Raw genomic sequence first — 22,045 nt, 5'->3', positions numbered from 1 at the left:
CTCACGCCTCCGGAGCGAGCTCGACGGCCTGCACGACCAGGCCTTCCCCGCCACCGACCAGCTCCAGCTCGGCGATGCGCCCGACAGCCTTGAGGTCGCCCTCTGCGAGACGGAGGGCGGCGATGGTCACGTCGTCGCCGCCGAGCACGAGGCGCGCCACCGGCGTCTTCTGAGACGCCTTGGCCTCGGTCTTGGCACGGCGGATGCCGATGAGCGCAGCGCTGGCCGCCGCGAGCACGCCCGGGTCACCGGGTGCGCCGCCCTCGACAGGCTCAGGCCAGGACGCGGTGTGCACCGAGCCGTCCTCGAACCATGACCAGGCTTCCTCCGTCGCGAACGCGAGCACGGGGGCGAGGAGACGCAGCAACGTCGACAGCGCCGTGCGCAACGCGAGTGCCGCGGAGGCCTGTCCGACGTCGGTCTGGTTGTAGGCGCGCTCCTTGACGAGTTCGAGATAGTCGTCGCAGAACGTCCAGAAGAACGCTTCGGTGATCTCCAGGGCGCGGGCATGGTCGTACGCCTCAAAGGCGGCCGTGGCGTCGCGCACCACACGGTCGAGAGTCGCGAGCATCGCGGCATCCAGAGCGTGGGTCACCTCGGCGCCCGCCGGCACGGGGAACGACAGCACGAACTTGGCTGCATTGAGTACCTTGATCGCCAGGCGTCGCCCGATCTTCACCTGCGTCGGGTTCTGGGGGTCGAACGCGGCATCGGCGCCGAGCCGGCTCGATGCGGCCCAGTACCGCACCGCGTCGGTGCCGTGCTGGTCGAGGATGTCGGCGGGGGTGACCACGTTGCCCTTGGACTTCGACATCTTCTTGCGGTCGGGGTCGACGATGAAGCCGCTGATGGCGGCATCCGACCACGGAGCGCGATCGTCTTCCAGGGCCGAGCGGACCATCGTGGAGAACAGCCAGGTGCGGATGATGTCCTGGCCCTGGGGACGCAGGTCGAACGGCGCGACGACGTTCCAGAGCTCTTCGTCGCGCTGCCATCCGCCGGCCAGCTGCGGCGTGAGCGAGGAGGTCGCCCACGTGTCGAAGATGTCCTTCTCACCCTCGAAGCCGCCGGGCACGCCGCGCTGGGACTCCGTGAAGCCGGGCGGCACGTCGGTCGTCGGGTCGACCGGCAGGCTCGCGACCTCGGCGGTGATCACACCGCCCTCGACCCGCTCGCCGTTCTCGTCGAGCGTATACCAGACGGGGATCGGCACGCCGAAGAAGCGCTGGCGGCTGATGAGCCAGTCACCGGTCAGGCCGTTGGTCCAGTTCTCGTAGCGCACGCGCATGAAGTCCGGATGCCACTGCATGCCCTGACCGAGTGCGATGAGCTTCTCGCGGAACGCCTCGTCGCGGGCGCCGTTGCGCAGGTACCACTGGCGCGTGGAGACGATCTCCAGCGCACGGTCACCCTTCTCGTAGAACTTCACCGGGTGGCTGAACGGCTTCGAAACCTGCAGCAGCTCGCCCGAGGCCTCCAGCAGCTCGACCATCTTCTTCTTGGCGCTGAAGACGGTGAGCCCGGCCAGCTCGGCGTAGGCGGCCTTTGCGGCATCCGTGGTCACGGCCTCGGGGGCGTCGGGAAGGATACGTCCGTCCTGGCCGAGGATCGTCCGGTTGGGCAGATCGAGCTCACGCCACCAGATGATGTCGGTGACATCTCCGAACGTACACACCATGGCGATGCCCGAACCCTTGTCCTGCTGGGCGAGCGGGTGCGCGAGGACGGGCACCTCCACGTCGAAGATCGGCGTGCGAACCGTCTGGCCGAAGTACGGCTGGTACCGCTCGTCGCCGGGATTGGCGACCAGCGCCACGCAGGCCGCGAGCAGTTCGGGGCGGGTCGTCTCGATGTGGATGTCTCCCGAGCCGTCGCTCTTGTGGAAGGCGAGACGGTGATACGACGCCTGCTGTTCGCGATCCTCGAGCTCGGCCTGGGCGATCGCGGAGCGGAAGTCGATGTCCCACAGCGTCGGCGCGAGCGCCTGATACGCCTCACCGCGCTCGAGGTTGCGCAGGAACGCGAGCTGGCTCGTGCGGATGGTGTCGTCCGAGATCGTGCGGTACGTCTGCGTCCAGTCGACCGAAAGTCCGAGCTGACGGAAGACAGCCTCGAACGCCTTCTCGTCTTCGAGCGTCAGCTCCTCGCACAACTCGATGAAGTTGCGGCGGCTGATGGGCACCTGATCGGCGGGCTTCAAGCTCTTCGCGTCGCCGCGGAACGGGGGAGTGAAGGAGGGGTCGTACGACAATGACGTGTCGCAGCGCACTCCGTAGAAGTTCTGCACGCGACGCTCGGTGGGCAACCCGTTGTCATCCCATCCCATGGGGTAGAACACCGTCTTGCCACGCATCCGCTCGAAGCGCACCTTCACGTCGGTGTGGGTGTAGCTGAAGACGTGGCCGATGTGGAGCGATCCCGACGCGGTCGGCGGCGGCGTGTCGACGGAGAAGACGCCGGCGCGACCCTTGGCCTTCGCTGCGTCGCGGTCGAAGAGGTAGGTGCCCGCCGCGCTCCACGCGGCATCCCACTTCTGCTCGAGGCCCTCCAGGGCGGGCTTGTCGGGAATCTGCGCGTCGGACATGGATCTCCTCGAGCGATATGTGCGGCACTGTGTGAGCGTGCCTGAGTGTGGAATGTGCGCCCCAGTCTACCGGGCGCGCGCCGGTAGGTTCCGACGAGATGGCGGATGCCGAGGAACGCCCGACCCGATCCGATCCTCAGTTCTCGACATCTCCTCGCGAACCAGTCGGCCGCGCATCGGCGTGGCGCTCCCACGCACTGCGGTCGACGGCGACGGCGAGGTGTGGCATGTCGACGCCGCGGTGGTGGGTGGTGAAGGTGCGGCGCACCGTCATGCCGAGTCGGATCGCGACGTTCATCGAGGCCACGTTCGTCGAGCGGATCTTCGCGTACAGCTCGTCGATCCCCAGCGTCGAAAACGCCCAGTCACGACACCCGGCGGCGGCCTCGACGGCGTACCCGTGACCCCAGTGAGCGCGCTGGAACAGGTAGCCGACCTCGACGATCTCGTCGTCATCGATCTGCTGCCGCGTGATGCCGCACTGCCCGATCATCCTGCCCGTCCCGCTGTGCGCCACCGCCCACAGCCCGAAACCGTCGTCCCGGTACCGCTGCTGCGTGCGACGCAGCCACGCCGACGATTCCGCATCGCTGAACGCGCCGTTGTACGCCGTCATCGCCTCCGGGTCGTGGAGGATCGCGCGCAGGTCCGGCAGATCCTCGTCGGTCATCTCTCGCAGCCGCAGCCGGGCCGTCGCGATGTTCACGCGACGATCCGGATGCCGAGAGCCTGCGCGAACGCGGGGGCGTGAAGCTCAGCCTGTCGGGGCTGGAGCCAGGCACCGGTGAGCGCACGAACATCGGTGAATGCGAGCGCTTCGAGCCCGCGCAGATCCACATCGTCGCCTCGCATTCCACGCGTGTCGACCTCGTCGACGCGGCATCCCTCGAAGGCGACCCGCGCGAGTCGCGCCTCAGGCAGATCGATCGAGCCGAAGCTGCAGTCGACGAAGAGCACGTCGGTGAGCTCGGCGGACGGCAGCGAGAGGTAGTCGATGTGCGCCCCTCGCACCACGACGCTGTCCCAGCGCACCCGCAGCCCGTCGAGCGTCGCGATACGCCCGCCGGTCAGCTCGACATTGCGCCAGCTTCCGTCACGGGCGACCAGCGCCATCGCGCGGAGCTGGTCGACCGCGACGTCGACGAACGTGGCGCCCGTGGCGTCGACGTGACCGGCGGCCGGTCCGGATGCCGCAGCCACCCGAGACTCGACGAGACGGCAGTGCGCGGCATCCACCTCGCCGCCCAGGCCGTCGACGAGAACGCCGAGCAGGTCGGCCCGGCTGCGCAGCGCGCTGACCGCGTCGAGGTCGGTGGGAACGTCGGGGGCGCTGATTCGCGGAGGCCGGGGGCCGAGAGAACCGGAGGAGCGGGCAGCCATCCCTCGAGCCTACGCGCCCGGTATGATGGTCTGATCAGCACCGATCCGGCCATCACCGGGGAGCTCGCGGAAGAACGCCCAGGGAACCCCCGGGGTCACTAGAACCGCGCGGGGCAGGCCCGTCACAGCCGTCGCATGAGTGGCCGACGATGGGTGTCGGCAAGCGGGGTGGTACCGCGGTCGCACGATCGTCCTCGCAGGAAGACTGCACGAATCCGATGCACGAGCACCTGCTGGAGTGACATGAGCTACCCCCGTCCCTCGACGAACCCCGCCGCCGGCGTCACGAGCCCCTTCGGGCCCGCCGCCGACGTGTCTCCGAGCCCGCGCTTTCCCGCGATCGAGCGCGACGTGCTCGACTTCTGGGCGCGCGACGACACCTTCCGCGCGTCGATCGCGCAGCGCGACGGCGCCGAGGAGTGGGTCTTCTACGACGGCCCGCCGTTCGCCAACGGACTGCCGCACTACGGACACCTGCTGACCGGATACGCGAAGGACCTCTTCCCGCGCTTCCAGACGATGCGGGGCAAGAAAGTCGACCGCGTCTTCGGCTGGGACACGCACGGCCTTCCCGCTGAGCTCGAGGCCATGAAGCAGCTCGGCATCACCGAGAAGAGCGAGATCGAGCAGATGGGGATCGCTTCCTTCAACGCGAAGGCCCGCGAGTCGGTGCTCGAGTACACGCAGCAATGGGAGGACTACGTCACCCGCCAGGCGCGCTGGGTCGACTTCGAACGCGGCTACAAGACGCTCGACACGGGCTACATGGAGTCGGTGCTCTGGGCGTTCAAGGAGCTCTGGGACAAGGGCCTCGCCTACGAGGGGCACCGCGTGCTGCCCTACTGCTGGCGGGATGAGACTCCTTTGTCGAACCACGAGCTGCGCATGGACGACGACGTCTACAAGATGCGGCAGGACCCCTCGGTCACCGTCACGTTCCCGCTCGTCGGCGTGAAGGCGGAGAGCCTGGGGCTCACCGGTGTCCGTGCCCTGGCGTGGACGACCACGCCCTGGACGCTGCCGACCAACCTCGCTCTGGCCGTCGGCCCCGACATCGAGTACGTCGTCGTGCCGGGCGGGCCGAACGGAGCGGCGGATGTCCCGGCATCCGGCGACGACGAGGGCGCGGCGGCACATCGCTACCTGCTCGCTTCCGATCTGCTCGGCGGTTATGCGAAGGATCTCGGATACGAGAACGCGGCCGAGGCGGCCGAAGCCGTGGAACGGACCATTCTCGGCAGCGAGCTCGCGGACGTGCATTACGACCGGCTCTTCGACTATTACGCGGATGCCGAGGTGTGGGGCACCGAGAGCGCCTGGCGCATCCTCGTCGACGACTACGTCAGCACGACCGACGGCACCGGCATCGTGCACCAGGCACCGGCGTTCGGTGAGGACGACCAGCGGATCACCGAGGCGGCCGGCATCCCGCTCATCATGAGCCTCGACGACGGCGGACGCTTCCTCCCGCAGGTCGGCGATGTCGCGGGCGAGCTGTGGATGGACGCCAACCGTCCGCTCATCCGTCTGCTGCGCGCCGAGGGTCGCCTGCTGCGCGAAGCCTCCTACGAGCACTCCTACCCGCACTGCTGGCGCTGCCGCAACCCTCTGATCTACAAGGCCGTCTCCAGCTGGTTCGTGCGCGTCACGGCGATCAAGGACCGTCTGATCGAACTGAACGAACAGATCACCTGGGCGCCGGAGAACGTCAAGCACGGCCAGTTCGGCAAGTGGCTCGAAGGCGCCCGCGACTGGTCCATCAGCCGCAACCGCTTCTGGGGCTCGCCGATCCCGGTCTGGCGCAGTGACAACCCGGAGTACCCGCGCGTGGACGTGTACGGGTCGCTCGCCGACCTGGAGCGCGACTTCGGCCGGCTCCCGCGCAATGCCGCCGGCGACATCGATCTGCACCGTCCCTTCATCGACGAGCTGACGCGCCCGAACCCGGACGATCCGACGGGTGCGAGCACCATGCGACGCATCGAGGACGTCTTCGACGTCTGGTTCGACTCGGGGTCGATGCCGTATGCCCAGGTGCACTACCCGTTCGAGAACCGGGAGTGGTTCGACGAGCACGCGCCGGCCGACTTCATCGTGGAGTACATCGGCCAGACGCGCGGCTGGTTCTACGTCATGCACGTCCTGTCCGGTGCCCTGTTCGACCGGCCAGCCTTCACGGGTGTCGCCTGCCACGGAATCGTGCTCGGAAGCGACGGGCAGAAGATGAGCAAGTCGCTGCGCAACTATCCGGATGTCAGCGAGGTGTTCGACCGCGACGGCTCCGACGCCATGCGGTGGTTCCTCATGGCGTCCTCGGTGCTGCGCGGCGGCAACCTCATCGTCACCGAGGAGGGGATCCGCGCCGGAGTGCGCGAGTTCCTGCTGCCGCTGTGGAACACGTGGTACTTCTTCGCGACGTACGCGAACGCCGCCGCCCCCGGGGGCTACCAGGCGACGTGGCGCACCGACTCGACGAACGTTCTGGACCGCTACATCCTCGCGCTGACCGGCGACCTCGTGCGCGGCGTCGCCGCCGACCTGGAGCAGCTGGATTCGACGACGGCCACGGCGAAGCTCCGCGACTTCGCCGAGGCGCTGACCAACTGGTACGTCCGCCGATCGCGCGACCGCTTCTGGGTGGGGGTGACTGACGACCCGGCATCCACCGACGCGTTCGACACGCTCTACACGGTGCTCGAGACGTTGACGCGCGTCGCCGCGCCGTTGATCCCGCTGATCTCCGAGCGCGTGTGGCAGGGCCTGACCGGTGGTCGCAGCGTGCACCTGGAGGACTGGCCGGACGCCGACGCGTTCCCGACGGCATCCGACATCCGCACCGCGATGGACGCCGTCCGTGAGGTCTCGAGCGTCGCGAACGCCCTCCGCAAGAAGGAGGGCAAACGCGTGCGCCTGCCCCTGCCGCGGCTCACGGTCGTGGTGCCGGACGCCGAGGCGCTCGCACAGTTCGAGGACATTCTGCGCGACGAGCTCAACGTGAAGGCCGTGGAGCTCGTCGAGCTCGAGGCGAGCACGGCGGTCGACTACGGCATCACGCACCGCCTGTCGGTCAACGCCCGCGCCGCCGGTCCCCGCCTGGGCAAGCAGGTGCAGCAGGTGATCGCCGCCGCCCGCGCAGGGGAGTGGACGGACGCCGACGGCTCTGTCGTCGTCGGCGGGATCGCCCTGGAGCCGGGGGAGTACGACCTCGTGCTCGAGACCGCCGGACGCCCCGACGGCGAGGCGCTCGCGGTGCTGACGGGTGCGGGAGACCGCCAGGGCGGCTTCGTGCTGCTCGACACCACCACGACGCCCGAGCTCGAAGCCGAGGGTCTCGCGCGCGACATCATCCGCGCCGTGCAGGATACCCGCAAGGCCGCCGGCTTCGACGTGAGCGACCGCATCCGCCTGCAGCTGCTGTTCTCCGCATCGGAGGATGCCGCGGCCGTCGCGGCCGCCTTCGCCACCGCGGACGTCGCGGGCGAGACACTCGCCCTCGACTACGCGGTCGTCTCACCCGAGGGCACCGCGCTCGTCGGAGAGGGATCGGTGTTGGCTGCCGCCGAGACGATCGACGCCGATCACACGGCGGTGGTCGCCGCCGGCACGTACGCCAACACCGGCGACGTCACCGTTGCCGTGACCCGGATCGGAGCGTCCTCGTGAACGACCGCCAGCGCGCCGACGCCGTCTACCGCGCCCTGTTGACCCGCCAGGGCGAGCAATGGGTGCAGCCCCGCGTCGAACGCACCCGCCGCGTGCTGGAACTGCTCGACGATCCGCAGCGGACCTACCGCGTCGTGCATGTGACCGGGACGAACGGGAAGACCTCGACCAGCCGCATCATCGAATCGATCGTGCGCGCCCACGGGTTGCGCACGGGGCTGTTCACGAGTCCTCACCTCGAACGCTTCACCGAGCGGATCATGATCGACGGGGAGCCGATCGAGGACGCACTCATCGCCGATGCCTGGGACGAGATCGCCCCGATCGTCGACCTCGTCGATGCCGAGCTCGCGGCATCCGGGGACGCCGCTCTCACCTTCTTCGAGCTGCTCACGGTGCTCGCCTTCGTGGCCTTCGCCGACGCCCCGGTGGACGTAGCGGTCATCGAGGTCGGGATGGGCGGAAGCTGGGACTCGACGAACACGGCCGACGGCGACGTCGCGGTGATCGCACCGATCGATCTCGACCACGCCGACAAGCTCGGACACACGATCGCCGAGATCGCCGCCGTCAAAGCGGGGATCATCAAGACCGACGCCGCCGCGGTGTCGGCACAGCAGGATCCCTCGGCCCTGGACGTCCTCACCACAGCCGCGGCCGCGCGAGGCGCGTCCCTCGCGGTCGAGGGGACCGCCTTCGGCCTCACGAGCCAGACGCTCGCCGTCGGCGGACAGCAGCTCAGCGTGCGGGGCCTCGCGGCGACATACGACGATCTCTACCTGCCGCTGTACGGCGCACACCAGGGGCACAACGCGGCCCTGGCCATCGCGGCCGTCGAGTCGCTCATCGGCGCCGGCCGACAGCCGATCGCGCCCGATGTGCTCACCGACGGACTCGCACAGGTGACCTCGCCCGGCCGTCTCCAGCTGATCGGTGTCGCGCCCACCGTGCTCATCGACAGCGCGCACAACCCGCACGGCGCACGCGCCCTGGTGGCCGCGCTGGGCGACTCGTTCGACTTCGACGAATGGGGCATCGTGCTCGGCGCGTTCGCCGACAAGGACATCGCGGGGATCGTCGCCACTGTCGCGCCGGCGGCGACCCAGGTGTTCGTGACGGCGCCGGACTCCGAGCGGGCGGCCGACCCCGATGCGCTGGCCGACCTGGTCGAAGCTGCGGGAGTTCCCGTCACCGTGCACCGCGACCTCGCCGACGCGGCCGAAGCCGCGCGCGAATGGGCGGCGGGCTCGAACCGACGCGCCGTCGTCATCGCGGGCAGCGTCGTGCTGGCGGGCGAGGCCCTGCAACTTGCTGCCGACGGTGACTGGAAGGCGGGGTGGAGCGCGTGAGCGGGCGCGTGCGACGCGCGCGCGGCGCGGAAGAGTCGCTCGCGCAGGTCGTGCTCGGATTCGAGTCGATCATCGTCTTCCTCGGCGGCCTGGCGATCTATGGCCTGAACGCCCTTCCCGACGGCATCCCCTCATGGTGGGGGATCGTCGGCGGCTCCGTCCTCGCGGCACTCATGGTCATCACCACCGGCCTGACCCGCTCACGTGTGGGCATCCTGCTCGGCTGGCTCTGGCAGGTCGTCGTCGTGCTCGGCGGACTGCTCGTGCCCGCACTCGTCCTCGTGGGAGTGATTTTCGGGGGCATGTACGCGTATGCGACCATCAAGGGCAGAGCGCTCGACCGCCGCAACGCGGTCCGCGCAGGCGCTTCCCCGCACGTCACGAACGGAGACTGAAATGCCCACCGAAGAGACCCTCGTCCTCGTCAAGCCCGACGGCGTGGCGCGCGGCCTGACCGGAGCGATCCTCGCGCGCATCGAGGCCAAGGGTTACGCCCTGGTCGACATCAAGCTGGTCGAGCCCGACCGTGACGTCCTCGAGCAGCACTACGCCCAGCACGCGGGCAAGCCCTTCTACGAGCCGCTTCTCGAGTTCATGCTCTCCGGGCCGTCGGTCGCGATCCGTCTCGCCGGCAACCGCGTCATCGAGGGCTTCCGTTCACTCGCCGGCACGACCGATCCCACGACCGCGGCACCCGGCACGATCCGGGGAGACTTCGGCCGAGACTGGGGACTGAAGGTTCAGCAGAACCTCGTCCACGGCAGCGACAGCCCCGAGTCGGCCGCACGTGAACTGGCGATCTGGTTCTGATCCCACCCTGCGCGATCCGGTGCCCTTCCGTCCCTGAGACGGGAGGGCACCGGCCGTTCGAGCGCCGGGCGCCGGCGACGCGGAATCTCAGAAGATGACGTCGAGCAGCTGCGGGACGGCGTCCAGCCTCAGCTGCGCGAGCAGGAGCACCACCGCATACGACACGAACGCCATGAGCGGGACCCACGCGGCCAGAGAGTCGCCGACGGCACGCACACGCGGGTGGGAGGAGATCACGCCCGAGCGCAGCAGCTGGACCGCCACGGCGTAGAACGTCGGGATCGTGACGAGCCACGTGACCATGCACCAGGGGCACAGCGTTCCGAGGAAGAAGATGCTCTGGGTGATCAGCCAGATCACGAATCCGAAGGCGAACGTGACGCCCGCGAAGAACGTGAGCCAGAACCAGCGGGCGAAACGGGCGCCGGCGAGAACAGCCATCCCCACCACGATCGGCGCCATCCATCCGGTGAGGCCCAGGATGGGGTTGGGGAAGCCGAAGACGCTGCCCTGAGCGGAGTCGAGGTTCGCACTGCACTGCACGACGACACTGAAGTCGCATGACGCCGGTGCGGTCGATCCGGTGGCCTTGTCGAATTTCTCCAACGTCAGGGCGAACGCCGCGATCCACCCGATGACTCCCGCGATCACCAGCCAGATGGCGAGGATCTTCGGGCGGGTGTCGATGGTCTGCGCGGACATGCTGGCGATTATCGCATCCACACGGACGGTCGCTGCTGGGAGACCGAGTGAGCGTCAGAGCACGGTCCGAGCGTCGCTCTGCTCAATCTTCGTCGGATGATGCGATAATGGTGGCCGATGCATCGCGGCCGCGCCGCACCACGCATCACCGAAGACTTCGGGCGATGAACGCCCTTGGCAGCACGAGTCCCGCCGACGAGCGGGTGAGGCTGCAGACCGAGTGAGTATGCGGTTCCCCACTATCGGGTGACGCCGCCAGAGTTCACCCGACGGCACGCGGAGCCGGCGGCGAGGAGTAAGCCAGAGATGGCCGATGAGAACAACGATCAGTCCACAATCCCTGCCGACGAGGTCCTGACCCCGTCGCTTCCCTCCATCGAGGAGGCTGGTGCGCCCACGGACGCCGGCACGCACGACGCCGCCGCCGGCACGCACGACGACGCCGCCGCCGAGGACGCGCCCATCATTGACGGCGCGCCGGTCGCGGAGGAGCACAGCGGCGAGGCGGAGGCCGCGGATGCTGAGAGCACCGAGGCCGCCGGCAGCGAGTCCGACGCCGCCGAGCCCGAAGCCACCGAGCCCGAAGCGACGGAACCCGAAGCGACGGAACCCGAAGCGACGGAGCCCGTCACGGCTGTGAGCCTCGGGCTCCTGCCCGCCGAGTTCGTCTCCGCCGTCTCGACGAAGCTGGTCTTCTACGCCCCGCAGATCGTGCCGCTTCCCGCGCGTCCCGGCATCCGTGTCGATCAGGGAGACGACCGGGACGAGGGGCCCTCCGAGTCCGGCACGAGCGCGCGCCGGCGCAACCGTCGACGTGGCGGCGGATCGTCGGCCAACGATGATGACACCCCGCGAGAGCAGAGCCAGCCTCGCCGGCGCGCCGTGGAGTTGATCACCGAGCCGCAGCGGATCAAGGGATCGACGCGCCTCGAGGCCAAGAAGCAGCGTCGCCGCGACGGCCGCGAGGCCGGACGCCGCCGCACCGTCGTCACGGAGGCCGAGTTCCTCGCCCGGCGCGAGGCCGTCGACCGCGACATGATCGTGCGCTCGAAGAACGGTCGCATCCAGATCGCGGTTCTCGAAGACAACGTGCTGGTCGAGCATTACGTCGCTCGCAGCCAGGAGTCCTCGCTCATCGGCAACGTGTACCTCGGCCGCGTGCAGAACGTCCTGCCGAGCATGGAGGCTGCCTTCGTCGACATCGGCCGGGGCCGCAACGCCGTGCTCTACTCCGGAGAGGTCGACTGGGATGCCGTGGAGACGGGCAACCAGCCGCGGCGCATCGAGCTGGCGCTCAAGAGCGGCGACCGCGTTCTCGTCCAGGTCACGAAGGACCCCGTCGGCCACAAGGGCGCGCGCCTGACGAGTCAGATCTCACTGCCGGGCCGTTACCTCGTGTACGTGCCGGGCGGCGCCATGAACGGCATCTCGCGAAAGCTCCCCGACACCGAGCGCGCGCGCCTCAAGCGCATCCTCAAGGAGGTGCTGCCGGAATCCAGCGGCGTCATCGTGCGCACGGCCGCAGAGGGCGCCACGGAAGAGCAGCTGACGCGCGATGTGCAGCGGCTCACCGCACAGTGGGAGCACATCTCGTCTCAGGTCGAGAAGATCGGCGCCCCTGCGCTCCTTCACTCCGAGCCCGACCTGCTCGTGAAGATCGTCCGCGATGTCTTCAACGAAGACTTCTCCAAGATGCTCATCCAGGGCGAGGACGCTTACCAGACGATCACGGCCTATCTGGCCGGCGTCGCGCCGGACCTTCTCGAGCGCGTGGAGAAGTACGAAGACGACCAGGACCCGTTCGACCGCTTCCGCGTTACAGAGCAGATCGAGAAGGCGCTGGACCGGAAGGTCTGGCTGCCGTCGGGCGGCTCGCTCGTCATCGATCGCACGGAGGCCATGACGGTGGTCGACGTCAACACCGGCAAGTTCGTCGGCTCCGGCGGCAACCTGGAGGAGACGGTCACCAAGAACAACCTCGAGGCCGCCGAGGAGATCGTCCGCCAGCTCCGCCTGCGCGACATCGGCGGCATCATCGTCGTCGACTTCATCGACATGGTGCTCGAGTCCAACCGCGATCTCGTGCTGCGACGCCTCGTCGAGTGCCTCAGCCGCGATCGCACCAAGCATCAGGTCGCCGAGGTGACCTCGCTCGGCCTCGTGCAGATGACCCGCAAGAAGCTGGGACTGGGACTGCTCGAGACCTTCAGCGAGGCCTGCGAGGTCTGCGCCGGTCGCGGCGTGATCGTGCATCACGACCCGGTCGTCAAGCACCGTGGCGCGCAGGCGCCCGCGTCGACCGGCGGCCGTCGGTCGCGACAGAGCTCCTCGCCCGCCGCCGCCGGCGGCAACGGCTCCGTGAGCGGCGGCACGCACGTGATCACCGAGAGTGCGAAGTCCGCGCTCGCGCAGATCGCCGCATCCACCATCCACACCGCAGCCGAGGATGCACCGGAGGCCTCCGAGGTCGCCGAGGTGACGCTGCCCGACGTCCAGCCGGAGGTCGCGCCCGAGCGCGCCAAGCGTCCCCGTAAGAAGCGCGAGCCGGCTTCTCGCTCCTCGGCCAACGAGCGGAGCGAGAAGGAGATCCTCCTCGACTCGGTGCTGAGCGCTCTTCCGGAGCCGAAGGCTCCTGGCCAGGGTCGGGGACGCCGACGCGTCACCACCGCCGCGCTGACCGGCACCCCGGTGGCGGCGACGCCGACGGCCGAGCCCGCCGCCGAGTGATGCTCGCGCGTGGCGGGGGAGCGGTCAGCCCTCGCGACGCTCGCGTGCCGTGATCCGCAGGCCCGAGGCGATCAGACGCTTGACGAGTTCGTGGCCGCTGACGTGCTCGGCACCGGCGGCGACGAGGCGCGTCAGCTCATCCTCGGGAACGTCGTAGTGATCGCGATCGAATCCGCGCCGCGGGATGCCGTTCGCGGCCGCGAAGGCGTGCAGTTCATCGAGGTCGCTGTCGCTGACCAGGTGCGCCCACAACCTCCCGTGGGCGGGCCAGCGCGGGTCGTCGATGAGGATCGCCATCCTCGCAGTCTAGGTCGACGCGCGACACGCCTTGCGTCGCTTTTGCCGATGGCCCCGGCATCCGGTAAAGTAGACCCTTGGTGCGTCGAGTTTCGCCTCCGCACTGGATATTTGGGTACACCCTCAGGGGACGTACTCGTCCCATGAAGACAGCCGGGGCCGTTGGCTCCGCAGAAGAAAAACAGGTGTGAAGTGGTTTACGCAGTTGTGCGCGCCGGTGGCCGTCAGGAGAAGGTGGAGGTCGGCACGATCGTCGTCCTCGACCGTCAGCAGGCCAAGATCGGCGACAAGCTCGAGCTGCCCGCGGTGCTGCTCGTCGATGGTGACGCCGTGACGACCGACGCCGACAAGCTCGCGAAGGTGACCGTGACCGCCGAGGTCCTCGGCGAGGAGCGCGGCCCGAAGATCGTGATCCAGAAGTTCAAGAACAAGACCGGCTACAAGAAGCGCCAGGGCCACCGTCAGGACCTCACGCGCGTCAAGATCACCGGCATCAAGTAAGCGGAAGAGGCAGACGAGATGGCACACAAGAAGGGCGCAAGCTCTACCCGTAACGGTCGTGACTCCAACGCCCAGCGACTGGGCGTGAAGCGTTTCGGCGGCCAGGCCGTCAGCGCGGGCGAGATCCTCGTTCGCCAGCGCGGTACGCACTTCCACCCGGGCGCCAACGTCGGCCGCGGCGGAGACGACACGCTGTTCGCCCTCGCCGCCGGTGCGGTCGAGTTCGGCACGAAGGGCGGCCGCAAGGTCGTCAACATCGTCGCCGCGGCGGAGTGACCGCGCGTTCGACCACGAACATGAGGTGAGGGGCGGGCTTCGGCTCGCCCCTCCTTCGTTACATCCCCTTTCCTCCTTCCCCACCTTTCCGTCAGGAGACCGACATGGTGACCTTCGTCGATCGAGTGACGCTCCATCTGCGCGCCGGCAAAGGCGGTAACGGCTGTGTGTCCGTGCGCCGCGAGAAGTTCAAGCCGCTCGCCGGCCCCGATGGTGGCAACGGAGGCCACGGAGGCGATATCGTCCTCGTCGCCGACCCGCAGGTGACGACGCTGCTGTCGTACCACCACTCGCCGCACCGGTCCGCCGGAAACGGCGGGTTCGGCATGGGCGACAACCGCTCCGGCGCCGCGGGCGAAAGCCTGGAGCTCGCCGTTCCGGTCGGCACCGTGGTGAAGGATGCCGACGGGGAAACGCTCGCGGATCTCGTCGTCCCCGGCACCCGCTTCGTCGTCGCCCCCGGCGGTCAGGGCGGGCTCGGCAATGCCGCTCTTGCGAACCCCAAGCGCAAAGCGCCCGGCTTCGCACTGCTCGGTACGCCCGGGTGGGAGGGTGACGTCCTCCTCGAGTTGAAGACGGTCGCCGATGTCGCCCTCGTCGGCTTCCCCTCCGCCGGCAAGTCCAGCCTCATCGCGGCGATCTCCGCAGCACGCCCCAAGATCGCCGACTACCCGTTCACGACGCTGCATCCGAACCTGGGCGTCGTGCAGGCCGGCGACACGCGCTTCACCGTAGCCGACGTACCCGGACTCATCGAGGGCGCGAGCGAGGGCAAGGGGCTGGGACTCGAGTTCCTGCGCCATGTCGAGCGCTGCACCGCACTCGTGCACGTCCTCGACTGCGCGACCCTGGAACCCGGTCGTGACCCGCTGAGCGATCTCGACGTGATCCGCGAGGAACTCGCGAACTATCCGGTTCCCGAGGGACAGACGCCGCTGCTCGATCGCCCGCAGCTCGTGGCTCTGAACAAGGTCGACGTGCCCGAGGCCAAGGATCTCGCCGACTTGGTGCGCCCCGATCTGGAAGAGCGCGGCTACCGGGTGTTCGAGATCTCGACGGTCAGCCACGAGGGTCTGCGACAGCTGACGTTCGCGCTGGGCGACATCATCGCGCAGCATCGCGTGCAGGTGGCGGAGGCCCCTGCAGCGGAGCGCATCGTGATCCGCCCCAAGGGCGCGCAGAAGGACTTCGAGATCCGCGTCGAGGGCGGGACCTACGGAAACGTCTATCGCATCCTCGGCGACAAGCCGCTGCGGTGGGTACAGCAGACAGATTTCCAGAACGAAGAAGCGGTCGGCTTCCTCGCAGATCGCCTCGAGAAGCTGGGCGTCGAGGACGAGCTGTTCCGCGTGGGGGCCGTCGCGGGCTCGACGGTCGTGATCGGGCCGGGCGACGGCATCGTGTTCGACTGGCATCCGTCGCTCTCGTCGGCCGCCGAACTGATGACGGCTCCGCGCGGCACCGACCCCCGCCTCGACCTGAACCCGCGCCGCACCACATCACAGCGACGCGAGCGCTACCACGAGCGGATGGACGCCAAGGCGGAAGCCCGGGCGGAACTCGAGGCCGAGCGCCTCGGGGTGCCGGACTTCTCCTTCGACGGAGAGGATGACGAGCAAGCGTGAGCGTGCACGATCGGTCCGGCATCGCGGGGGCGCGTCGCGTCGTCGTGAAGGTGGGCTCCTCTTCCATCAGCGGCGACAACCATCACCGCATCGAATCGATCGTCGACGCACTCGCGGCCGCACACGCCCGCGGCACGCAGGTCGTGCTGGTCTCCTCCGGCGCGATCGCCACGGCGCTGCCCCTGCTCAACCTCGACGGCCGGCCCTCCGATCTCGCGACCCAGCAGGCGGCGGCCGCGGTCGGTCAGAACGTGCTCATGTGGCGCTATCAGACCACGCTGGAGCGATACGGGCTTCTCGCCGGCCAAGTGCTGCTGACGGCCGGCGATCTCGAGAACGCCGCACACCGCGCCAATGCCCGCCGCGCAGTGGATCGGCTGCTGGGTCTGGGTGTTCTGCCCATCGTCAACGAGAACGACACCGTCGCGACGCACGAGATCCGCTTCGGCGACAACGATCGCCTCGCCGCCCTCGTGGCCGAGCTGATCGGGGCCGATGCGCTCATCCTTCTCAGCGACATCGCATCGCTGTACACCCGTCCGCCGTCCGAACCCGGCGCCGAAGCGATCCACACGGTGCCCTACGGCGACGACCTGAGTCGCTTCGAGTTCGGGTCGGTCGTCGTCAACAGCGTGGGCACCGGGGGAGCGGCCACCAAGGCATCCGCGGCACGCCTGGCCGCGGCATCCGGCATCGGCGTGCTCGTCACCAGTGCCGACCTCGTCGAGCAGGCACTGTCGGGCGACGACATCGGCACCTGGTTTGCTCCGAACCCCGAAACGCCGCCGCGCGTGGGCACCACGCCGTTGCCCACGGTGAGCTCCGTCTGACCCCGCCGCCCACGTCGGAGGCCGGGGCACCGCTCGGTAGAATGAGCGTATGACCACCGTCTCCGTCGACGCGCCCACCGCCGCACGCCACCGCATCGAACGTGCGCACGAGGCGGCACGCGGCGTGGGACTGCTGACCGATGCGCAGAAGGCCGAGGCGCTGCGCGCGATCGCGGACGCGATCGAGGCAGCCACCGACGACATCGTCTCGGCGAACACCGTCGATCTCGAGCGCGGACAGCGCGACGGCCTGTCCGACGGCCTCCTCGACCGCCTTCGCCTCGATGGCGTGCGGGTCGCGGCCCTAGCCGTTGCCGTGCGCGACGTCGCCGAGCTGCCCGACCCGGTCGGCCGCGTGCTGGACGAGCGCACGCTGAGCAACGGTGTGCGCCTGCAGAAGGTCTCGGTGCCGTTCGGCGTCGTCGGCTCGATCTACGAGGCTCGCCCGAACGTGACCGTGGACATCGCCGCGTTGGCGCTGCGTTCCGGCAACGCCGTCGTCCTGCGCGGTGGCACGGCGGCGCAGGCGACGAACGCCGCACTCGTTTCCGCCATGCGCGATGCCTTGGCGGGCCAGGGGATCGACCCCGAAGCGATTCAGACCGTCGACGACTTCGGCCGCGAGGGCGCGCAGGCACTGATGCAGGCACGCGGCCTCGTGGACGTGCTGGTCCCGCGTGGCAGCGCGCAGCTCATCGAGACCGTCGTCACGCAGTCAGCCGTGCCGGTGATCGAGACCGGTGCCGGTGTGGTCCACATCGTCCTGGACTCGTCGGCTCCGCTCGAATGGGCCGAGCAGATCGTCGTGAACGCCAAGGCCCAGCGGCCGAGCGTCTGCAACGCAGTGGAGACGGTTCTCGTCCTGCGTGACGCTGCCGAGCGGCTGGTGCCTCCGGTGGCCGCCGCGCTGCAGGAGGCCGGGGTCACCATCCACGGCGACGAGACCGTGCGCGAGCTCGTCGTGGACGCCGTGGCAGCGACGGATGCCGATTGGTCGACCGAGCACATGAGCCTCGACCTCTCGATGCGCGTCGTGGACGACCTCGACGAGGCACTGGCCCATATCCGTCGCTACTCGACCCATCACACGGAATCGATCGTGACGACGGATGAGGCCCGAGCAGAGCGGTTCCTCGCCGAAGTCGACTCCGCCGTGGTGATGGCGAACGCGTCGACGCGCTTCACCGACGGGGGCGAGTTCGGCTTCGGCGCCGAAGTCGGGATTTCGACACAGAAGCTGCACGCCCGAGGACCGATGGGCCTTCCCGAGCTCACCAGCACCAAGTGGCTGGCGCGTGGGTCCGGGCAGATCCGTATCTGACGGCCTAAACTGAACAGACCCGACTTTCGAAGGAGTCCGAATGACCCTCGCCACGACCCTCGCCCTCGCTGCGGCGCAGGCAGAGCCTCACGGCAACGTCCAGGCCCAGACGTTCATCTTCGGCCTGATCGCGTTCATCGTGTTCCTGGCGCTGGGACTGGTCACGGTGTCCTACCGCAACGTGGCGAACCGTCACTCGCACAAGGCCGAGGCCTACGCCAAGGCGCACCCCGTCGACCAGGCGCAGGTGGGGCACGGCCACCACTAGGACGCCGGCATGACCTCGATACGCGCCCCCCGCATCGGGGTCATGGGTGGAACCTTCGACCCGATCCACCACGGACACCTCGTGGCGGCGAGCGAAGTCGCTCAGTCGTTCGACCTGGACGAGGTGATCTTCGTTCCGACCGGCATGCCGTGGCAGAAGGACAAGGAGAAGGTCACCGCCGGTGAGCATCGGTATCTGATGACCGTCATCGCGACGGCATCCAATCCGCAGTTCACGGTCAGCCGCGTCGACATCGATCGCGCCGGACCCACCTACACGATCGACACCCTGCGCGACCTGAAGAACGCTCGTCCCGACGCCGAGCTCTTCTTCATCACGGGGGCCGACGCCATCGCTCAGATCCTCGGATGGCGCGACCACGACGGCCTCTGGGATCTGGCGCACTTCGTGGCGGTGTCACGGCCGGGGCACGTCCTTTCCACCGAGGGCCTTCCCGAAGACGTCGTGAGCAGACTCGAGATCCCCGCCCTGGCGATCTCCTCCACCGACTGTCGCGAGCGGGTGAACCGAGGCCACCCGGTGTGGTACCTCGTCCCCGACGGCGTCGTCCAATACATTGCGAAGCACCACCTTTACCGGAGCGAGGCATGAGCACACCCGACCAGCCCGATACTCCCCAGCTGACCCGCCGGCAGTTGCGCGAGATGCGCAACACCGCCTCGACGCCGGTGATCACCCACGCGGATGCCGAGAAGGCGACTCAGCCCGCCGAACCGACACCTCCTGTCGTCGCGCCGCTGCCGCGCGCGGCCGAACCCGTCGAGGTGGCCGAGGCACCGCCCGCGGCGGCAGATGTCGACGTCGAAGCGCCGTCGTTCACGCGCCGCGCCGCGCGCCGCCAAGAGCGGCTGCGGACGGCCTCGGTGCCGGTCGCCGACGAGACACCAGCCCCCGCCGCGACCAGTTCCGAGACAGGTTCCGAGGCCCGCCCAGAAGACGTCGCCCCGGCGGATGCCATGGCGGAGAACGCCCCCGAGATCGCACAGGACGAGGAACGTCCCGTGGTCGCGCCGACGTTCGGTTCAGGTCTCCTTGCCGGCGAGAGCGTGGAGATCGACCTCCCGGCATCCTTCGATCAGCTCTTGACGCGCGGCAGCACCGCCACGGGGGCACTGTCGGCGCCCAATGCGCTGATCCTGTCGCAGACACCGGAGACCGGTGCGCTCGTCTCGCCGATCACGGGCACAGGAGAAGTCCTCATCACTGGGACGTTCTCGCTTCCCGAGTCGTTCGGGTCGACCGGCACCATGCCGGGTCGCGCCGACAACAAGGAGACGGACGCCGTCCTCGTCGACGGCGAACTGCCCGCCTCCTCTTCACCCACCCCGATCGCGGCCAGTTCCGCGATCAGCACGATCAAGAGTGCCGAAGACATCATCAAACCGCCCGCGCCCGAGAAGGGGAGCCGGCTGATGCTGGCCCTCGTCATCACCGCGGGGGCGCTGGCGCTGGCCTTGACCGGCGTGCTGATCGTGGCCCTCGTGACAGGAGCATTCCGATGACCGCCGCCGACACCACCCGCACCCTCGTCAACGTCGCCGCGGCGGCGGCCGAGAGCAAGGGCGCCGAGGACCTGCTCGCCTTCGACGTCTCCGAGCCTCTGCCGCTGGTGGACGCCTTCCTCCTCGCCACCGGATCCAGCGAGCGCAACGTGGCCGCCATCGCCGACGCGATCGAAGAGGCGATGCTCGAGAACGGTGTCAAGCGTCTTCGCCGCGAAGGCCGCCACGAGTCGCGGTGGGTGCTCCTCGACTTCGGCGACCTCGTCGTCCACGTCTTCCACGAGCAGGAGCGTGTCTTCTACGGACTCGAGCGGCTGTGGAAGGACTGCCCGATCATCCCGATCGAGGTGCCCGCACCCGCCGTCGCGGACTGAGTCGTGTTCGTCGCACCCCTCGGCATGTAGTAAGCTTGAGGGGTTGCCGCGGAGCGGTGACAAACTGAAAATGGGCCTGTGGCGCAGCTGGTAGCGCACCTGCATGGCATGCAGGGGGTCAGGGGTTCGAGTCCCCTCAGGTCCACCAAAACTCCCGGTAAAGCACCGAAACTTCACTCCCCGATCAGGGAGTTTGAATGTTTGGTAGTCGTTTACTGGACACTTCGCCGAGTCGCCGCAGGGCGCTTTCGAGCCTTCTAGAGCTATCTGGAAGGTACGCGGTGACGCCCGCGCACCTTGGCTGTATGGATAGCGGTGGCACCTCAGAGTCGGGGCTCGGGAACTACGTCTCGTTGGCTGAGCTTGCCGCCGAGTTGAAGGTCTCCGTTCAGACGATCTACGACCTCCGAAGCAAGGGGCGCGGGCCGCACGGGTTCCGTGTCGGCACCCAGCTGAGGTTCCGCAAGGCCGAGATCGATGCGTGGGTCGAGCGCATGGAACAGGCTGACGTGCAGCGTCACGCCGGCGGCGCAGCATGAACGGCGGACGGCCACGCACCCTGATCGGCTCCTACGGGACCATCAGCGTCACCAGGCGCGGCACCTCGTACGTGGCGCTCGCGCGCATTCGTGACGCCGACGGGCGCCTGCGCCGCGTGACCGGGGCCGCGCGCACCGAGTCGGCGGCTCGAGCCAGGTTGAAGGAGCGTCTCCTCGACAGGCCCGGGTTTGGGGCCGGCGGCCTCCTCGACCTGAGCAGCTCTTTCCGTGACCTCGCTGATCTGTGGCTCGAGGATCTCGAGCTGCGCGATCTGTCGGACGGGACCAAGAAGAACTATCGCGACGATCTCCGTCTCCGAGTGAGGCCGCAGTTCGAGCACTTCTCACTTGGCGAGATCACCACGGGCCGCGTGGAGTGGTTCCTCCGATCCGAGAGCGCCGCGTCGTTCTCTCGCGCACACCACTCACGAACCGTCCTCAACCAGCTCTTCGCGTTTGCGCTCCGACACGACGCGATCCCGCGGAACCCGGTCCAGGGAACGAGTCCGTTGCGGCGGCCGAAGGGCGAGCGGCAGGCGCTGAACATCGAACAGATCAGCGCAATCCGCGACGCTGCCAATCGTTGGCGGACCGGCCCCGACGTCAAGGGGCCCAAGCCCGACGGTCAGGTGCGCGACATCATCGAAGTGCTCCTCGGCACCGCGCTGCGCATTGGCGAGTGCCTCGCGCTTCGCGTGTGCGACGTCGATGAGGGTCCCAACGGGATGACGATCTCCGTGACAGGAACGGTCGTGCTGCGCACCGGCAGCGGAGCGGTCCGGCAAGACCACCCCAAGACCGAGCACTCCATCCGCCGCATCGCGGTCCCCGACTTCGCAGCTGCCGTGCTTCGTGCACGGCTCGCCGGCATCCCAAGCGGCGAGCCGCATCGGACGATCTTTGCCAATCGCGCCGGCAAACCTCTCAGCCCGTTCAATGTGCGACGGACCTTTCGCGCGTTCCTCGAACTGGCGGACCTCGCAGGGGAGGGGATCACCCTTCGCTGGTATCGGCGAACCGGTGCGACAGTCATCGCACGCGGAGCTAGCGCCAATGCTGCCGCCACCTTCCTCGGCCACGGATCGACCGCGATCACCGAAGGGCACTACATCGAGCCCGACCGCACCGTGGATCGTGGGCTCGCAGGGATCCTCGAGCGGACCCTGCGCCGCGAGAGCCCCGATGCATCGCTGCTTTCGAACGATGATGGCGTGGCCGACTTCCCCGCGCTCGACTTCCTTGATCAGGAAGACATCGAAGCAGCGTAGGGCTTCTC

21 protein-coding genes and 1 tRNA gene are annotated in these 22,045 nt (G+C 68.6%); 17 read left to right on the top strand and 5 right to left on the bottom strand.

The features are described 5' to 3' along the window. Position 1: 1 nt before the first annotated feature. The 3 genes from valS to JOE53_RS06610 all read right to left on the bottom strand — a co-directional run bounded on the left by valS (position 2) and on the right by JOE53_RS06610 (position 3,964). On the bottom strand, positions 2-2,584 hold the full coding sequence (gene valS, locus JOE53_RS06620) for a valine--tRNA ligase (protein ID WP_204947214.1): 2,583 nt from the start codon (positions 2,582-2,584) through the stop codon (positions 2-4). 136 nt (positions 2,585-2,720) lie between these two features. Then, positions 2,721-3,290, bottom strand: coding sequence for a GNAT family N-acetyltransferase (locus tag JOE53_RS06615; protein WP_204947213.1), 570 nt, complete (start codon positions 3,288-3,290; stop codon positions 2,721-2,723). Beyond that, positions 3,287-3,964: a hypothetical protein gene (locus JOE53_RS06610; RefSeq protein ID WP_061683220.1), complete on the bottom strand. Its 678-nt coding sequence runs from the start codon at positions 3,962-3,964 to the stop codon at positions 3,287-3,289. The genes JOE53_RS06615 and JOE53_RS06610 overlap by 4 nt, the downstream gene beginning before the upstream one ends. Positions 3,965-4,207: 243 nt before the next feature. Between JOE53_RS06610 and ileS the strand changes: the two genes are divergently transcribed. From ileS to ndk, 4 genes are read left to right on the top strand one after another with little or no spacing between them, the layout of a single operon-like run. After that, entirely contained in the window at positions 4,208-7,627 is a 3,420-nt protein-coding gene (ileS, locus tag JOE53_RS06605; protein ID WP_204947212.1) for an isoleucine--tRNA ligase, read from the top strand. Continuing rightward, positions 7,624-8,976, top strand: a complete 1,353-nt coding sequence (locus JOE53_RS06600) for a bifunctional folylpolyglutamate synthase/dihydrofolate synthase (RefSeq protein WP_204947211.1) — start codon at positions 7,624-7,626, stop codon at positions 8,974-8,976. Before ileS ends, JOE53_RS06600 begins: the two co-directional genes overlap by 4 nt. Then, positions 8,964-9,371 carry a DUF4233 domain-containing protein gene (locus JOE53_RS06595; protein ID WP_204947210.1) on the top strand — a complete coding sequence of 136 codons (408 nt, stop codon included), beginning with the start codon at positions 8,964-8,966 and terminating at the stop codon, positions 9,369-9,371. Before JOE53_RS06600 ends, JOE53_RS06595 begins: the two co-directional genes overlap by 13 nt. 1 nt (position 9,372) lies before the next feature. Beyond that, positions 9,373-9,786 (top strand): nucleoside-diphosphate kinase, encoded by a 414-nt coding sequence (gene ndk / locus JOE53_RS06590; protein WP_204947209.1) that lies wholly within the window; start codon positions 9,373-9,375, stop codon positions 9,784-9,786. An 87-nt stretch (positions 9,787-9,873) separates the two neighbouring features. On the opposite strand, the gene JOE53_RS06585 is transcribed toward ndk, so the two are convergent. After that, positions 9,874-10,488 (bottom strand): vitamin K epoxide reductase family protein, encoded by a 615-nt coding sequence (locus JOE53_RS06585; RefSeq protein WP_204947208.1) that lies wholly within the window; start codon positions 10,486-10,488, stop codon positions 9,874-9,876. A 306-nt stretch (positions 10,489-10,794) separates the two neighbouring features. On the opposite strand from JOE53_RS06585, the gene JOE53_RS06580 reads away from it, so the two are divergent. Then, the gene (locus JOE53_RS06580) at positions 10,795-13,215 is read left to right on the top strand and encodes an Rne/Rng family ribonuclease (RefSeq protein WP_061683215.1); all 2,421 of its coding nucleotides are present in this window, start codon (positions 10,795-10,797) and stop codon (positions 13,213-13,215) included. A 24-nt stretch (positions 13,216-13,239) separates the two neighbouring features. On the opposite strand, the gene JOE53_RS06575 is transcribed toward JOE53_RS06580, so the two are convergent. Beyond that, positions 13,240-13,512: a DUF4031 domain-containing protein gene (locus tag JOE53_RS06575; protein WP_061683214.1), complete on the bottom strand. Its 273-nt coding sequence runs from the start codon at positions 13,510-13,512 to the stop codon at positions 13,240-13,242. 192 nt (positions 13,513-13,704) lie between these two features. On the opposite strand from JOE53_RS06575, the gene rplU reads away from it, so the two are divergent. The 12 genes from rplU (at position 13,705) to JOE53_RS06515 (ending at position 22,037) form a co-directional block, all read left to right on the top strand. After that, a complete protein-coding gene (rplU, locus tag JOE53_RS06570) occupies positions 13,705-14,013 on the top strand; it encodes a 50S ribosomal protein L21 (RefSeq protein ID WP_005053490.1) in 309 nt (102 codons plus the stop codon). Between the two features lie 18 nt (positions 14,014-14,031). Further along, positions 14,032-14,289, top strand: coding sequence for a 50S ribosomal protein L27 (gene rpmA, locus JOE53_RS06565; protein ID WP_005053492.1), 258 nt, complete (start codon positions 14,032-14,034; stop codon positions 14,287-14,289). Positions 14,290-14,393: 104 nt separating this feature from the next. Beyond that, complete coding sequence (gene obgE / locus JOE53_RS06560) at positions 14,394-15,914, top strand: GTPase ObgE (RefSeq protein ID WP_204947207.1); 1,521 nt, start codon at positions 14,394-14,396, stop codon at positions 15,912-15,914. Further along, on the top strand, positions 15,911-16,744 hold the full coding sequence (gene proB / locus JOE53_RS06555; RefSeq protein ID WP_036318567.1) for a glutamate 5-kinase: 834 nt from the start codon (positions 15,911-15,913) through the stop codon (positions 16,742-16,744). The genes obgE and proB overlap by 4 nt, the downstream gene beginning before the upstream one ends. Before the next feature lie 49 nt (positions 16,745-16,793). Next, on the top strand, positions 16,794-18,065 hold the full coding sequence (locus tag JOE53_RS06550; RefSeq protein WP_204947206.1) for a glutamate-5-semialdehyde dehydrogenase: 1,272 nt from the start codon (positions 16,794-16,796) through the stop codon (positions 18,063-18,065). A 40-nt stretch (positions 18,066-18,105) separates the two neighbouring features. Next, positions 18,106-18,333, top strand: a complete 228-nt coding sequence (locus JOE53_RS06545; RefSeq protein WP_039416779.1) for a hypothetical protein — start codon at positions 18,106-18,108, stop codon at positions 18,331-18,333. Between the two features lie 9 nt (positions 18,334-18,342). After that, complete coding sequence (gene nadD, locus JOE53_RS06540) at positions 18,343-18,945, top strand: nicotinate-nucleotide adenylyltransferase (RefSeq protein ID WP_005053506.1); 603 nt, start codon at positions 18,343-18,345, stop codon at positions 18,943-18,945. After that, on the top strand, positions 18,942-19,856 hold the full coding sequence (locus tag JOE53_RS06535; RefSeq protein WP_204947205.1) for a hypothetical protein: 915 nt from the start codon (positions 18,942-18,944) through the stop codon (positions 19,854-19,856). Before nadD ends, JOE53_RS06535 begins: the two co-directional genes overlap by 4 nt. Further along, entirely contained in the window at positions 19,853-20,230 is a 378-nt protein-coding gene (gene rsfS, locus JOE53_RS06530) for a ribosome silencing factor (protein ID WP_204947204.1), read from the top strand. The genes JOE53_RS06535 and rsfS overlap by 4 nt, the downstream gene beginning before the upstream one ends. A 72-nt stretch (positions 20,231-20,302) precedes the next feature. After that, positions 20,303-20,378 (top strand) — tRNA-Ala (locus JOE53_RS06525). Between the two features lie 205 nt (positions 20,379-20,583). After that, positions 20,584-20,769 carry a helix-turn-helix transcriptional regulator gene (locus tag JOE53_RS06520; protein WP_204947203.1) on the top strand — a complete coding sequence of 62 codons (186 nt, stop codon included), beginning with the start codon at positions 20,584-20,586 and terminating at the stop codon, positions 20,767-20,769. 71 nt (positions 20,770-20,840) lie between these two features. Beyond that, positions 20,841-22,037: a site-specific integrase gene (locus JOE53_RS06515; protein ID WP_204947202.1), complete on the top strand. Its 1,197-nt coding sequence runs from the start codon at positions 20,841-20,843 to the stop codon at positions 22,035-22,037. Positions 22,038-22,045: the final 8 nt, after the last annotated feature.

Origin of the sequence: Microbacterium laevaniformans, from assembly GCF_016907555.1 — a bacterium.
Taxonomy (GTDB): domain Bacteria; phylum Actinomycetota; class Actinomycetes; order Actinomycetales; family Microbacteriaceae; genus Microbacterium; species Microbacterium laevaniformans.
Note: the sequence above shows the minus strand (reverse complement) of the source record. Positions and strands in the feature narration are given on the sequence as shown.

What these genes read in the sequence shown, in the direction of transcription:
- JOE53_RS06545 (WP_039416779.1), top strand. Translation starts at nt 18,106, where the DNA reads ATGACCCTCGCCACGACCCTCGCCCTCGCTGCGGCGCAGGCAGAGCCT.
- JOE53_RS06575 (WP_061683214.1), bottom strand. Translation starts at nt 13,512, where the DNA reads ATGGCGATCCTCATCGACGACCCGCGCTGGCCCGCCCACGGGAGGTTG.
- rsfS (WP_204947204.1), top strand. Translation starts at nt 19,853, where the DNA reads ATGACCGCCGCCGACACCACCCGCACCCTCGTCAACGTCGCCGCGGCG.
- ileS (WP_204947212.1), top strand. Translation starts at nt 4,208, where the DNA reads ATGAGCTACCCCCGTCCCTCGACGAACCCCGCCGCCGGCGTCACGAGC.
- ndk (WP_204947209.1), top strand. Translation starts at nt 9,373, where the DNA reads ATGCCCACCGAAGAGACCCTCGTCCTCGTCAAGCCCGACGGCGTGGCG.
- JOE53_RS06585 (WP_204947208.1), bottom strand. Translation starts at nt 10,488, where the DNA reads ATGTCCGCGCAGACCATCGACACCCGCCCGAAGATCCTCGCCATCTGG.
- nadD (WP_005053506.1), top strand. Translation starts at nt 18,343, where the DNA reads ATGACCTCGATACGCGCCCCCCGCATCGGGGTCATGGGTGGAACCTTC.
- JOE53_RS06535 (WP_204947205.1), top strand. Translation starts at nt 18,942, where the DNA reads ATGAGCACACCCGACCAGCCCGATACTCCCCAGCTGACCCGCCGGCAG.
- valS (WP_204947214.1), bottom strand. Translation starts at nt 2,584, where the DNA reads ATGTCCGACGCGCAGATTCCCGACAAGCCCGCCCTGGAGGGCCTCGAG.
- JOE53_RS06610 (WP_061683220.1), bottom strand. Translation starts at nt 3,964, where the DNA reads ATGGCTGCCCGCTCCTCCGGTTCTCTCGGCCCCCGGCCTCCGCGAATC.
- JOE53_RS06550 (WP_204947206.1), top strand. Translation starts at nt 16,794, where the DNA reads ATGACCACCGTCTCCGTCGACGCGCCCACCGCCGCACGCCACCGCATC.
- JOE53_RS06580 (WP_061683215.1), top strand. Translation starts at nt 10,795, where the DNA reads ATGGCCGATGAGAACAACGATCAGTCCACAATCCCTGCCGACGAGGTC.
- obgE (WP_204947207.1), top strand. Translation starts at nt 14,394, where the DNA reads ATGGTGACCTTCGTCGATCGAGTGACGCTCCATCTGCGCGCCGGCAAA.
- rpmA (WP_005053492.1), top strand. Translation starts at nt 14,032, where the DNA reads ATGGCACACAAGAAGGGCGCAAGCTCTACCCGTAACGGTCGTGACTCC.